Origin of the sequence: Oceaniovalibus sp. ACAM 378, assembly GCF_008085915.1 — a bacterium.
Lineage (GTDB): Bacteria > Pseudomonadota > Alphaproteobacteria > Rhodobacterales > Rhodobacteraceae > Oceaniglobus.
Map to the genome: position 1 here is coordinate 41,353 of NZ_VSJK01000010.1, position 13,497 is coordinate 54,849.

General features: G+C 62.0%; 10 protein-coding genes and 1 pseudogene. 3 read left to right on the forward strand and 8 right to left on the reverse strand.

All coding sequences use genetic code 11. The features are described from left to right. Positions 1-184: 184 nt before the first annotated feature. The 3 genes and pseudogenes from FQ320_RS14470 (at position 185) to dtd (ending at position 2,718) form a co-directional block, all read left to right on the forward strand. Positions 185-1,291, forward strand: a complete 1,107-nt coding sequence (locus FQ320_RS14470; protein ID WP_148473462.1) for a TFIIB-type zinc finger domain-containing protein — start codon at positions 185-187, stop codon at positions 1,289-1,291. Between the two features lie 60 nt (positions 1,292-1,351). After that, positions 1,352-2,272, forward strand: coding sequence for a carbohydrate kinase (locus tag FQ320_RS14475; RefSeq protein WP_148473464.1), 921 nt, complete (start codon positions 1,352-1,354; stop codon positions 2,270-2,272). Next, positions 2,269-2,718, forward strand: a pseudogene (gene dtd / locus FQ320_RS14480) (D-aminoacyl-tRNA deacylase). The gene FQ320_RS14475 and the pseudogene dtd overlap by 4 nt, the downstream one beginning before the upstream one ends. A 328-nt stretch (positions 2,719-3,046) precedes the next feature. On the opposite strand, the gene FQ320_RS14485 reads toward dtd, so the two are convergent. The 8 genes from FQ320_RS14485 to FQ320_RS14520 all read right to left on the reverse strand — a co-directional run bounded on the left by FQ320_RS14485 (position 3,047) and on the right by FQ320_RS14520 (position 13,485). Then, positions 3,047-3,604 (reverse strand): membrane integrity-associated transporter subunit PqiC, encoded by a 558-nt coding sequence (locus tag FQ320_RS14485; RefSeq protein ID WP_148473466.1) that lies wholly within the window; start codon positions 3,602-3,604, stop codon positions 3,047-3,049. 1 nt (position 3,605) lies between these two features. Beyond that, positions 3,606-6,452: a PqiB family protein gene (locus FQ320_RS14490; RefSeq protein ID WP_148473468.1), complete on the reverse strand. Its 2,847-nt coding sequence runs from the start codon at positions 6,450-6,452 to the stop codon at positions 3,606-3,608. After that, positions 6,449-7,072, reverse strand: coding sequence for a paraquat-inducible protein A (locus FQ320_RS14495; RefSeq protein WP_148473470.1), 624 nt, complete (start codon positions 7,070-7,072; stop codon positions 6,449-6,451). Before FQ320_RS14495 ends, FQ320_RS14490 begins: the two co-directional genes overlap by 4 nt. Next, entirely contained in the window at positions 7,069-7,737 is a 669-nt protein-coding gene (locus tag FQ320_RS14500) for a paraquat-inducible protein A (RefSeq protein ID WP_148473472.1), read from the reverse strand. The genes FQ320_RS14495 and FQ320_RS14500 overlap by 4 nt, the downstream gene beginning before the upstream one ends. 121 nt (positions 7,738-7,858) lie before the next feature. Then, positions 7,859-8,833 carry a type I glyceraldehyde-3-phosphate dehydrogenase gene (locus tag FQ320_RS14505; RefSeq protein ID WP_148473474.1) on the reverse strand — a complete coding sequence of 325 codons (975 nt, stop codon included), beginning with the start codon at positions 8,831-8,833 and terminating at the stop codon, positions 7,859-7,861. Positions 8,834-9,126: 293 nt separating this feature from the next. Continuing rightward, a complete protein-coding gene (gene ade, locus FQ320_RS14510) occupies positions 9,127-10,830 on the reverse strand; it encodes an adenine deaminase (RefSeq protein WP_148473476.1) in 1,704 nt (567 codons plus the stop codon). A gap of 316 nt (positions 10,831-11,146) precedes the next feature. Next, on the reverse strand, positions 11,147-11,824 hold the full coding sequence (locus FQ320_RS14515) for an SOS response-associated peptidase (RefSeq protein ID WP_148473478.1): 678 nt from the start codon (positions 11,822-11,824) through the stop codon (positions 11,147-11,149). Between the two features lie 101 nt (positions 11,825-11,925). Then, positions 11,926-13,485, reverse strand: coding sequence for a bifunctional UDP-sugar hydrolase/5'-nucleotidase (locus FQ320_RS14520; RefSeq protein ID WP_148473480.1), 1,560 nt, complete (start codon positions 13,483-13,485; stop codon positions 11,926-11,928). Between the last annotated feature and the right edge of the window lie 12 nt (positions 13,486-13,497).

Genomic DNA, 13,497 nt, shown 5'->3' on the forward strand with positions numbered 1-13,497 from the left:
AAGTGTCGGATATCTGCTCCTGCACCCCGGTCGCTGCACCGCTGCCTTCGACACCACGGGGCCGTCCCCCTAGCCTTATCCGGGCCGGACTGCCCGCTTGCTCTTCCCCCAAAGGAGCGACATTGTGCGCCCACCTCTGGCGTGACTCGATGACCCCGACGCGCGAATTGCACGGACCGCAGCGATGACCGAAACTGACACGCCAATCACCGAAGAACATCGGTTTCCCTGCGACACCTGCGGGGCTGACATGCGGTTCGATCCGGCGCAGGGAAAACTGATCTGCGATTTCTGCGGCAACGAAGAAACGCTGACCACCCCCCACCCGACGCTGCAACCGATCCGCGAGCTGGACTTCCGCGCCGCCATCGACGCAAAACTGCCCGACTCCGAGATCGAGATCACCCGCGTCACCCAATGCACCAACTGCGGCGCCCAGATCGAGATCAGCCGTGATGTCCATGCCACCGAATGCCCATTCTGCGCGACGCCGCTGGTCACCGATACCGGCGAACACCGCCACATCAAACCGCGCGGCGTCATGCCCTTTGCAATGGATGAAGGGGCGGCGAAAAAGGCAATGACTGACTGGCTCGGCAACCTGTGGTTCGCCCCGAACGGGTTGAAGGAATATGCCCGAAAAGGGCGCAGGATGCAGGGCATCTATGTGCCGTTCTGGACGTTCGACGCCGATACACGCAGCGGTTACCGCGGCGAACGGGGCACGGTATATTACGAATCAAGAACCGTCGTGCGCGATGGAAAGCGCCAGACAGTACAGGTGCAAAAGGTCCGCTGGAACGGCGTTTCGGGCCGGGTGGCACGGTTTTTCGACGATGTGCTGGTCCTGGCGTCGCGATCATTGCCCAAGACCTTTACCGATGGGCTCGCCCCTTGGGATTTGTCGGCGCTGACCCCCTATGCGCCCGAATTTCTTGCCGGATTCCGCGCCGAGGGATATCAGGTGCCCCTGGAAGAGGGCTTTGTCGAAGCCCGCGCGATCATGGACCGGGTGATCGAGCGTGACGTGCGGTTCGACATCGGCGGCGACCGCCAGCGGGTGCATGATGTGCAGACCCAACTGTCGGATGTGACATTCAAACATGTGCTGCTGCCAGTCTGGCTGGCCGCCTATAAATACAACGGCAAGACATACCGCTTTGTCGTCAACGGTCAATCGGGCCGGGTGCAGGGCGAACGCCCATGGTCGAAGATCAAGGTCACACTGGCGGTGATTGCCGGATTGATTGTCGCGGCGGCCGTTGGCTTTGTCTATGCCCAGAACAGTTGAGGCTGGAAAATTGATCGCGTTACCGGTAACAACGGAGCGTCGTCATAGGGGGGAACCGACATGATCCTGTGCTGCGGAGAAGCGCTGATCGACATGCTGCCGCGCGAAACTGCGACGGGCGAACCGGCATTCGCGCCCCACGCGGGCGGCGCGGTGTTCAACACCGCCATCGCGTTGGGGCGGCTGGGGGCGGATACGGGATTCTTCACCGGTTTGTCCGACGATCTGTTCGGCGAGATTCTGGCCGAAACCCTGACCGCATCGGGTGTCGATGCCGCGCCCGCGCACCGGTCTTCGCGCCCCACCACGCTGGCCTTTGTCAAACTGGTGGATGGGCAGGCGACCTATGCTTTCTATGATGAAAATACCGCCGGGCGGATGCTCTCGGTGGACGATCTGCCGATCCTGACCGACGACGTGCAGGCGCTGTTCTTCGGGGGGATCTCGCTGGTGCCCGATCCCTGCGGCCATGCCTATGAAACGCTGGCGCTCCGGGCGGCACGCGACCGGGTGGTGATGATCGACCCGAACATCCGCCCCGGGTTCATCACCGACGAACCCGCCTATCGCGCACGGATTGCCCGGATGATGGCGGCGGCGGATATCGTGAAACTGTCGGACGACGATCTGCACTGGCTGGCCGGTCCGGGCGATATGGCCGATCTGGCGCGCGGGCTGCTGGACACCGGTCCGCGCCTGGTCTGCATCACCGAAGGCGCGAAGGGGGCCACCGGATACACCGCGCGGGGACAGGTCAGCGTTGCCGCGCGCCGCGTCTCTGTGGTCGACACTGTGGGCGCGGGCGACACGTTCAACGCAGGCGTGTTGGCCGCATTGGACGATGCCGGCGCGCTGAGCAAATCCGCGCTGTCCGACCTGCCGGATGCAGTCGTCGAACAGGCGCTGCAACTGGGCGTGCAGGCCGCCGCGATCACCGTGTCGCGCGCCGGAGCCAACCCGCCCACCCGCGCCGAGTTGTGAGGGCGCTGGTCCAACGTGTGGCCGAGGCGCGGGTCAGCGTCGATGGCGCCGTCCTTGGTGAAATCGGCCCCGGCCTGATGATCCTTATCTGCGCCATGCAGGGCGACTCCACAGCCACCGCCGATACACTGGCCGCCAAGATCGCCAAGTTGCGGATATTTCGCGATGACGCGGGAAAGATGAACCTGAGCCTGCGCGATACCGGCGGAGCCGCTTTGGTCGTATTATAGTTCACGCTGGCCGCCGATACATCGCGGGGCAACCGCCCCGGATTCTCGGCCACCGCCCCACCCGACGAAGGCGAGCGATTGTATCTCCATTTTGCCGCCGCAATGCAGGCGCAGGGCATCGCCGTGGCCACGGGCCGGTTCGGCGCCGACATGCAGGTGGCGCTGATCAATGACGGACCGGTCACGATCTGGCTCGATTCCAAAGCGGTTAACTAAGATTTCATTGTCACCGGACTATGACTGACCCACCCGGACAATCCGGATGTCTCCGGTCGGAAATCAGGACCGGTCGCGTATCACGAAGGGGGGAAGACCCCGAAACCGAAGTGCGCGAATTCCATGCGCCTGCCTGCACGAATGGCAGGCAGGCGCAGGACAATTTCGGATCAAAGCTGCTCAAAAGCCGCCCGGACCCGTTCAGCCTGTCACTGCTCTTGCGGCTTCTTCTTTGCAAAAATACTCAATCCCGCACTGACCACGAGGACAGATCGCGCCGTTTAGCGCTGATAGGCCGAAACCCAACCCTGCAACATGCGCTCAGCCGTCAAAGCCCGTCGCGGGCGATCTTGCGGGCCAGTTCGGCGATCGCCTGCCCCTGCGCTGCGGCCACGCCTGCCGGGCTCGCCACTGCAAACGGCACCGCTATGTCGAATCTTCGCGCCACGTCGCGCCGGGCACCATCGGGGAACGCGACGAAATACTGGCCCGACATGCGATACTGTGCGTCGGCACCGGCCAGCGCCCGGGAAAACCGCACCTCGACCCTTGCGGCAGGCGAATCGCTCAGCGGCCATGGCTCGGCAGCGACCTGCGCCCGGGTCAGCCCCGACAATGCGTCGGCCAACCCTTGGGTGACGGCCCGCACCGGATCGTCTGCCCACAGCATATTTTTGTCGGTGGTCAGTTCGCCGCCCGCCCCTTCAAGCGATATCGTCTCAAGCTCGGCGTAGAGCGGCAGGTTGACGTCGCGCACTTCGACCGAACCAACCGAAATCCCGATCTTTTCAGTGCTTGCCGGTGCCGGCACGGGATAGCGCAGCGTCGGATCAGTGGAGCAGGCGCCAAGGGCGATCAGGACAACGGCAAAGGGCACAAGTTTCATGTCAACGTCCAAACAGAAGGGAATTGGGGTTGCGCTCGATCTGTCGGGCCAGCGAGCTGACGGATTTCGCGGCGGCCTTGATATCGCGCAGGGTGGATTTCGCCTCGCTGCCAAGGGTCCCGTCGGTGCGATATCCGCCCACGACGGCTTCCGCCTCGGCCAGCAGGCGGTTCATCCGGGCGACCAGCGCGGGCAATTCGTCGCTGGCGCGGGCGATGGCATCTGCCGCCTTGCCAGTCGCGGCCAGCGTGGCGTTTGCATTGTCGATCAACCCGCCTGCGCGCATGTCCGCCAGCACGCCCTCGATCTGGGCAAGGGCAGAGTTCAGCGCGCCGGGAACCGCCTGTGTGTCCGACGAAGCGAGCAGTACATTGGCGCTGTCAATCAGCGCACCGGCGCGGGCGGCCAGTTCCTCGAGCGGAATTTCGGCGGCACTGGCCACCAGCGTTTCGATCTGGGCGGCGATGGAGTCGGCCCGTTCAACGATCCGCGGCAGGTCAGTGGTGGCGGCATTCAGACTGTCGGCGGCGGTGCGGGCCGATTCCAGTACCGGCATCAGCGCTTCGGTGATCCGCGTCACTGCGGCCTGGGCAGAATCGAGCGTCGCATCGGCGTTGTTGATCACTCCGCTGGCACGCAGATCCTCGACCGCGCCCCGGGCCGCATCGACCGCCGCGCCAACCTGTGCCGGCAGTGCCTTTGTCGCCGGATCATTCAGGATGGAATTGGCGCTCACGATCACCGCGCTGGTCTGCGCCACGAGATCCTCCAGTGGCAGCGCATTGGCCGAGGTCAGCAGGGCCTGTGCACTGGTGGCTATGGTTTCAAGCTGGGCAACCAGTTCCGGCACGCCCTGAACCGATGCATTGACTGAATCCACAGCCCCCCGCGCCGACTCGAGCACCGGAGTCAGCGCCGCCGTCACATCGCCAATTGCCGTCTTGGCGGTGTCCAGCGTCGTCGAGACCTGTTCGATCACGCCGCTTTGGCGCAGATCGGCGATGGCGCCGCGTGCCTCGGCGATCGTGGCGGTCAGTTCGCCCGGCAGGGCTTGGGTCGCGGGTGCAGTGACCAGAGCGTCGATGCTGCTCAACAGGGTTTCCGCCCGTGCCATCAGATCGGCCAGAGGCAGATCGTTGGCCGTGTTCATCAGGGTTTCGGCGCTGATTGCCGCCTGTTCGATGCTGACGATCAGGTCAGGTACATCCACCATAGCCGCACTGACCGCATCTGCTGCGGCACTGGCGCTGTCCAGAGCGGCGACAAGGCTGTCGACCGCGCCCGCCTCTTCGATTTTGCCCATGAGGTTTTCAAGGCTGGCAACGCTGGTTTGCAACGATTCCATGACACCCGCCGCCTGATCGGGGATGCCCTGCACGCCCGGCGATCCGACAAGGGTGCGGATTTCGCCGATCAGCGCCAGAACCTGCGACGGGGTGCCCGTAGTGCCATCGTCGTTCAGCAGTCGGTTCACGCTGTCCATCACGCTGATCGCCGATCCAAGCAATTCTTCGACCGGCAATTCGTTGATCCGGTTGAACACACCTTCGGCAGTGTCGTTGAAATCCGAAAGATTTGCCGTGACGCTGGGAATTTGCGGATAAGGATCGGCGTTCCGGTCGATGGTCACGGGCAGTTGCGGGCCGATGGAATCGGGCACAAGAAACGCCACTTTCAATCCGCCGGTCAGGATCGATGCGTTCTGCAGCTGGGCACGAAGGCCCCGCTGCACCGCGTCGTCCAGAAAATCCAGCACGTCTTGCTCGCTCGATTCCGAATCCAGCCCCATTTTGGCTGGAAGCAGACCAAGAGTGGCCAGCAGTCGCACGGCCCGGTCACCGAACCGCGCCTCGTCAACGACACCGGTGATTGCAGTCACCTTACCGACATTGATCCCCTGAAATTCCACCGCAGCTCCTGCGGTCAGGCCCGACACGGATCCTTCAAAAACCACCGACATATTGACAGTCACCCCGGTAGAACCCGACGAAAAGACGCTGTTGCGCGCTGAATCTTCATCAACGAACAGTTCAAAACCGGTGTCCTGCGAAACCGCTTCGCCCCCCGAAACGATGGTGTCAAAGGCCACGCCACCCGATACAAGTGACGCCAGCGATGATACATCCAGCTGCGCGCCCTGCGCCCCGAACGAGAATTTGAACCCCGACGTGTCCCAGAAACGGGTGGCGGTGGTGATCAGCCGGTCCTCGGGCGCACGGATGAAACCGTCGGCAATCACCGATATCCCGTCCTCCGACAGGCGAAGGTTGGCGACGTTGCCCACTTCGATCCCGCGATACAGGATCGGAGTTCCCTCGCTCAGCCCCTTGATGCTTGCGGATTGCAGGATGATGCTTGTGCCCTTCTCGCCCGACCGGACCAGCGGCGGCTTGTCCAATCCATCAAACCGGGTAGCAGGCGCGTCGATGGTGGTGTTCCAGCTGCCTTCGATGAAAACGCCCGACAACACGGTTTGCAACCCCGACACGCCACGCGCCGAAACCTCGGGTCGCACCACCCAGAACTGGGAGTCGGCATCTACATAGGCGGCAATTTCCTTGTCCAGCCGCACTTGGACCACCACATCGGCCAGCTCTTCCGAGAAGGTCACGTTTTCAACCAGCCCGACCACGACATCGCGGTAGCGAAGCTCGGTCTCGCCCGCTTTGACCCCGGAAGCGTTGGGAAAAGCAATCTGGACCAGCGGCCCCCGGTCGCTATAGCTGTGCCAGACGACCCCCAGCGATATCGCCAGAGCACCGATCGGCACCAACCAGACTAGAGAGAACCTGTCGCGCAGTGAACGGCGCGCAGGCTTGACGTCGGGGTTAGGCGGCGTGTCGGTCACTCTTGTCTGTCCTCCGGGCCATCCCAGATCATTCTGGGGTCAAAGCTGAGTGCGGCCAGCATGGTAAAGATCACCGAAAGCGCAAAGGTGATCGCCGCGGGTCCGGGATTGATCGACGCAATTGCACTTAATTGCACAAGTGAACTCAGAATTGCCACCACGAATACATCGATCATCGACCATCGGCCGATAAATTCCACCACTTCGTACAGTTGGTGACGGCGGTGGCGCGACATTTTCACCTGACGTTTCAGCGACAGCGCCAGATAGGCGATCGAGATGAATTTGCCGATCGGAATCAAAACGGACGCAACCAGAATGACAAGAGCGATCCCATACCCGCCGTGTTGCGCAATTTCGACAGCGCCAGCAATGATCGTGCTGTCCTGTTCGACAAACAATGTGCGGGTTTTCAGCATTGGATACAGGTTTGCAGGGATATAACAGACGATCCCCACCGACAGCCAGGCCCAGACCCGTTGCAGGTGTCTGTCCCGCCGCGACCGCAGAGTGCTGCCGCAACGCGCGCAGGTTTCCGTATCCATCGGCCAGACGCGGGTGCAGCGGGTACAGGCAACCAGCCCGCGATCCCGGGCCGTGACGACATCAGTGCCGGTCATGCCCTTGTCTCCGGGTCCAGCGCTTTCCAGATCGTCCAGCGGCACATCGAGCTGTCCTGCAATCCGATCACCACCACCAGCGATCCGAACATCCAGAATGCCGGACCGTAATCGACATGGGCAAGATCGGAAATCTTGACCAGCGCCACCGCGCAACCGATGACGAAAATCTCGGCCATGGACCAAGGGCGCAGCACTTCGGCCAGCCGGAATGCCCAGGCCGCACCGCGATACGGCGCGCGGCCAATCGTCAGAGGGAAAAGAACGTAAACCACCAGCGCAGCGCGCATCACCGGAATCAGCACAATCAGCGCCGCCACCGCAACCGAAAGCGCAACCATCGGCCCATCGACAAAGGCCAGAACAGCGTCAAACACCGAAGCCGCGTTTCTCATCCCAGCCACCCGGACCTGCAGAAACGGAAAAAACGTGGCGCCAATCATCAGGATCATCACGGTGATCGCAAAGGCAATGACCCGCAGAAACGCGCCACGCCGTGGCGCGATCAGAACGGTCTGACAGCGTGTGCAACAGGCCCGTTCGCCCAGCGCCGGAACCGTCGCGGTGAACAGCGCGTCACATTGCGGGCAGGCGATCCATTCTTCCGGACCGTCCTCCGGTGCGGCTGTGGTGGCGACAGGTTCGTTCAACTGGGGTCCGATCATTGCGACATTCCGCGTTTAACAGGCCTGCGAAGGACTGTGCAGTCACGATTTGATGCAACCTGTAATTCCGGCAACCCCGTGGCAAATTCCCCAAATTGCCGAACCTTGTGCTGGCGCTTGCTCAGACCATTCGCAGCGCAAGGTCGATCATCCGGTTCGAAAAGCCCCATTCGTTGTCATACCAGCCAAACACCCGCGCCATTCCGCCCGACTGAACGATCAGTTCGGGCCCGGCAATGACCAGAGATTCCGGTCGCGCCCGCAGGTCCGACGACACCAGCGGCAGATCGGTCCAGCCCAAAATCGGCCCGCAGCCCTGACGCAGCGCCGCGCGGATCTCATCCGGCCCCGGATCGCCGCGCAATCGCACCACCAGATCAACAGCCGACACGCTCGCCACCGGAACCCGCACCGCGGCACCGGTGATCCGGCCTGCCAGTTGCGGCAGAACCCGGTCGATCAACCGTGTCGCACTGGTCGTCGTCGGCACCATCGACAACGCCCCGGCGCGCGAACGGGCGGGATCGCCGCGCGGCGCATCAATCATCGGCTGGCTGCCGGTATAGCAGTGGATCGTCGTCATATGCCCCTGCTCGATACCGAAAGCCCCGTCCAGAAGCGCCAGAAGCGGTGCCAGCGCATTGGTGGTACAGGACGCGTTGCTGACGATTTCCTGACCGTTGACCGCCGCATCATTCGCACCCAGCACCACGGTGACGTCCGCCGCATCGGACGGGCCTGAAATCAGCACCCGCGCCGCCCCGGCCCGCAATCCGCGCATCGCCACTTCGCGGTCGTCGGCCTTGCCCGTGCATTCCAGCACCAGATCAATCCCGGTCAGATCAAGACCCGAAAGGCTGTCCGAGCGCGACATACTGATCGCCCGTCCGTTTACCGTCAGGATATTGCCATCCAGCGTCACATCACCGGGAAAGGGGCCGAAAACACTGTCGTATTGAAACAGATACGCCAACAAATCAGGCGCGGCGATATCATTGATCGCCACGACTTCGACAGGCTCACCCGCGCGCGTGGTGGCCAGCGCCCGCAGAATGGTGCGGCCGATCCGGCCAAATCCGTTTATCACAATTTTCATGGCGCATTCTCCCCCGGGCATCAAAGGCCAAGAGGCGGCATTGTCAAATCAGTTCGCGTGATGCGTCCGATTAACGCGTGGCAAAACAGCCAGACATGCCACATCCAATTGGATTGCCGGGGTCGGATCTCGGCTCAGGACACCGCGCAGCTTTTGGACGCTGATCTCCCGAAATGTGGGATTAGTGCCGGTGTGGATCGATATTTGCGCCGAAATCGATCAGAATTGCGCAAAATCTACAACCACGCCAAACCGAAACCGCCCCACCGGCAGCGGTGGGGGCCAGGGTCGGGTCAGCCCGCGATGATCTCGAACCGGGTCACATCGACCATGCCGCGGTCCGTTATCTTCAGCATCGGGATCACCGGCAGCGCGACAAAGGCAAGTTGCAGGAATGGCTCTTCAAGCTCTACACCCAGCGAAACCGCAGCCTCACGCAGTTTCACCAGCCGCGCGCGAACATGCTCAAAGCTCTCAAGGCTCATCAATCCCGCCATGGGCAGCGCCAGTTCGGCCAGCACGACGCCATCGCGCACCACAACGAACCCGCCCTCGATCTCTCCCAGCCGGGTCGCCGCAATCGCCATATCGTCATAATCGACACCGACCACCGCAATGTTGTGGTGATCGTGGCAGACGGTCGAAGCGATCGCTCCGGCCTTTAAAGTGAACCCCTGCACAAACCCATTGGCGATATTGCCGTTGCGCCCGTGCCTCTCGATCACCGTGATGCGGGCCAGATCACGGGCAATATCGGGTGCCTTGTCGCCGTTCACCACAGGAATGTCGAAATGCAGATGTTCGGTGATGATCTTGCCGGGCAGTATCCCGATCACATCACTTTGTTCCCGGTTCGACGAGGTCCGAAACGATGCCGCCGTGATTGCCGGCGCCTTGACCGAGTGGCGCCCGATCGGGTCGATCACCCGGCGTCCCGCGAACGCCGCCTCGCCGACTTCGACACCTTCGCACCACACCGCCTGCACATCGCAGGCTTCCAGGGTACCGATGGCGACGATATCCGCACGCTTGCCCGGAGCGATCTGACCCCGATCCTTCAGCCCGAACGCCTCGGCCGCCGACAGCGACGCGGACCGGTAACAGGCCAGCGGCGACACGCCCCCGGCAATCGCGGTGCGGATCATATAGTCAAGGTGCCCCTGTTCGCCGATATCCAAAGGATTACGGTCGTCGGTGCAAAAACAGCAATATGCGCTGGTCGCATCGTTCAAAATTGGCAATAGCGCGGCCAGATCCTTGCTCACCGAACCTTCGCGGATCAGGATGCGCACACCTTTTTGCATTTTCTCCGTCGCCTCGGCGGCATTGGTCGCCTCGTGTTCGGTGCGGATGCCTGCGGCGACATAGGCGTTCAGATCGCGTCCCGACAACAGCGGCGCATGACCGTCGATGTGGTGCCCTGCGAAGGCTTCGAGTTTCTCCATACATCCCGGATCTCGGTGGATCACCCCGGGGTAATTCATGAATTCGGCCAGACCCAGCGCCGCCGGATGTTCAAGCAGCGGCAAAAGCTCGGCTGCGGAAATTTCGGCGCCCGAGGTTTCCATGTCGGTTGACGGCACGCAGGACGACAGTTGCACCCGGATATCCATCACAGTCTCAAGTGCCGCATCCAGAAAATACTGAATCCCGGGCACGCCCAATACATTGGCGATTTCATGCGGATCGCAGATCGCCGTGGTGACCCCCAAAGGCGCGACGCAGCGGTCAAACTCATAGGGGGTGACAAGCGAACTTTCGATATGCAGATGCGTGTCGATAAACCCGGGCACAAGGATCAACCCGGCCACATCCCTAACTTCGGTCCCGTCATAATCCGCGCCGATCCCGACGATGCACCCGGCCGTGATCGCCACATCTCCGGAAATCAGCGCGCCAGTGACCACGTCGAACACCCGCCCACCGCGCAGAACCAGATCGCAGGGCGTGATCCCTCGCGCGGTGTCGATGAGGGCAGCAAGGGATCGTTCGGTCATCGTCAGGCTCCGGTCAGGGGAAAAGTGTGGCAGTTTCGCACCAAATCCGGCGGAAGGTCCAGACCGAAGCCCGAAAATCGCGCCTCTTGCACCCTGTGTTTGTTTTGGAAACGATTTTCGCGCTATCCTGAAATCAAGGCGTCATCAGATCGACGCAGCGGAAATGCGGGCACAGATCCGGTAACCGCAGCAGATTCGGACAGTGCAAGATTGGTTTCACGTCGCTTTGCCCGGTGGGCAAATGTGGTACCCAGTTCCTCCCTGACTGGACAGGCCGCACTTCGGTGCGGCTTTTTTTTGACCAGATCCAAGCGGGTTACAAATGCCCGCCTGCTCCCTCGCCGTTGGGAGCAATCAACTCAGCCCCACTGGCGCGGTTCGAATTCACCGCCCGGTCCACCCGGTGCCAAGCCAAAAGCTCGTCGGGCGCCGCCCGCATCAGCGGCGCCGCACCATGACCCGCCTCCCCAAGCCAGAGCGGCCAGTCACCGGGTGACAGGATCACCGGCATCCGGTGATGAATCGCCGACATCGGCTGATTGGCTGCGGTGGTGACGATGGCGCAGGTCGCAACAGGATCATCGTGCCCCCACATTTGCCAGATACCGGCAAAGGCAAGCGGGGCGCCTTCAGCCGCGTGGATATACCATGGCAGGCGGTTACCCTCGGCGTCCTTGGTCCACTCATAGAACCCTGTCACCGGAATCAAACAGCGCCTTTCCCGCACGGCGGCACGGAACGCAGGTTTCTCGGCGATGGTTTCGGCCCGGGCATTGATCAGCAACGGACCGTCATTTTCTGCCTTGTACCAATGCGGCAAAAACCCCCAGCGCATGGCGGTCAGGCGGCGACTGTCATCCGACACCACCACATGCACCCGGTTGGTCGGGCAGATGTTGTAATTCGGCACATCGGGCAGGTCGTTGCCCGGCACGGCCTGAAACAGTTGCGCCATCGCATCAGGCGGCAGGGTGACTGCGAAACGTCCGCACATCGGGACACCTTGGGTCAGCACGCGCCCGATGTCGGGCGTGAAAGGTCAAAACAGGATGGATCGCGCCCCGAACCTCAGCTGGCCCGGGGCGCGTGACGGTATTATTTCTTGACGATACGTCCCTCGATCACCGGGGATACCGGGCCGCTGGCCGCCATATATTCGGCAAGCACATCGGCCACATCCGGTCCGAAGTCATAGGCGTTTTCGGCCTCGCGGAACATCGAGAATCCGTCACCGCCGTTGCGCACAAAGTTGTTGGATACCACGCCATAGGTCGCCGCCGGATCGATTGGCGCACCGCCGACCATCACGTCACTGATCCGGCTGCCGACTTCGGCAGAAGCATCAAACGCATAGGTCATCCCTGCCACCTGAAGGAAGCGCCCGGCAACATCCTCGATCTGACTGACGCCGTTCTCCAGCGCCTCGACGATCGTTGCACCGCTGGTCTCGAAGGTCGACAGGGTGTTCTGGAACGGCAACACGGTCAGAACCTCGCCCATTGTCACCTCGCCCGCGTCGATCCCGGCCCGCACACCGCCACTGTTTTGCAGCGAGACGGTGACGCCCTGATCGGCGGTCCGCGCCAGCATTGCGTCGGCAATCAGGTTGCCCATGGCGCATTCCTCGACCCGGCAAACCTCGCGGTCGCCGATGATGGCGTCTGTCGCTTCGGCAACCACTTCGTTGCGGATTTCGTCAAGCGGGATCGCCGCCTCACTGATTCGCGCCACGGTGGCTTCGTCTTCGACCACTGTGCCGTCCATGATGATCGGCTCGCCCATGGCCTCGGTGATCTTGCCCGCATCGTCGAAAGTCACATTCAATTCGCCCAGAAACTTGCCATAGGCATAGGCCTGCACGATGGCCGTATCGCCGACCATCACCGGATAGGGGCCCTTGGCACCCTCAATCGTGTTGGACAGCAGGCTGTTGTCGTGGCCACCGACGATCACATCGACGCCGGTGGTGTTTTCGGCCACTGCCTTGTCGACGTTCAGGCCGGAATGGGACAGCACGATGATCTTGTTGACGCCCTGCTCGGTCAGTTTGTCGACCTCGCCCTGCACAGCTTCGGCGGGATCGGTGAAAATCACATTCGGCCCGGGCGAGGCCAATTCATCGGTGTTCTGCGGTGTCAGACCGATCAGACCGATCTTTTCGCCACCCTGTTCGATGACCACCGATTTGCTGATCGCGTCTTTCAACAGCGGTTCGCCCGAATAGTCGGCGTTCGACATCAGGATCGGAAAATCGACCGCATCGACAAATCCGCGCAGCACTTCGGGACCATCGTCGAATTCGTGGTTGCCCACGGTCATCGCGGTATATCCCATCTTGTTCATCATCTCGGCGGCATGCTTACCCTTGTAGTAAGTATAAAACAGCGTGCCCTGAAACTGATCCCCGCCATCGACCAGAATCGCGTTGTTCGACCGCGCCCGCGCATCAGCGATTGCAGTGACCAGACGGGCCGATCCGCCAAAACACGCGCCCCCGGCGTTGTCTTCGGCGGAACATCCCGCGTCGTATTTGCTGATCGGTTCGAAACGGGCATGAAAATCGTTCGTATGCAGGACGGTCAGCGAATATTCGGCGTTGGCCGCACCGGCGCCCAGCGCCAGGATCGCGGCGGATGACAAAAGACGAAGGTTCATGATATTCCCCAG

Coding starts and splice junctions, on each gene's coding strand:
- FQ320_RS14520 (WP_148473480.1), bottom strand. CDS start 13,485: ATGAACCTTCGTCTTTTGTCATCCGCCGCGATCCTGGCGCTGGGCGCC.
- FQ320_RS14475 (WP_148473464.1), top strand. CDS start 1,352: ATGATCCTGTGCTGCGGAGAAGCGCTGATCGACATGCTGCCGCGCGAA.
- FQ320_RS14500 (WP_148473472.1), bottom strand. CDS start 7,737: ATGATCGGACCCCAGTTGAACGAACCTGTCGCCACCACAGCCGCACCG.
- FQ320_RS14495 (WP_148473470.1), bottom strand. CDS start 7,072: ATGACCGGCACTGATGTCGTCACGGCCCGGGATCGCGGGCTGGTTGCC.
- FQ320_RS14515 (WP_148473478.1), bottom strand. CDS start 11,824: ATGTGCGGACGTTTCGCAGTCACCCTGCCGCCTGATGCGATGGCGCAA.
- ade (WP_148473476.1), bottom strand. CDS start 10,830: ATGACCGAACGATCCCTTGCTGCCCTCATCGACACCGCGCGAGGGATC.
- FQ320_RS14485 (WP_148473466.1), bottom strand. CDS start 3,604: ATGAAACTTGTGCCCTTTGCCGTTGTCCTGATCGCCCTTGGCGCCTGC.
- FQ320_RS14505 (WP_148473474.1), bottom strand. CDS start 8,833: ATGAAAATTGTGATAAACGGATTTGGCCGGATCGGCCGCACCATTCTG.
- FQ320_RS14470 (WP_148473462.1), top strand. CDS start 185: ATGACCGAAACTGACACGCCAATCACCGAAGAACATCGGTTTCCCTGC.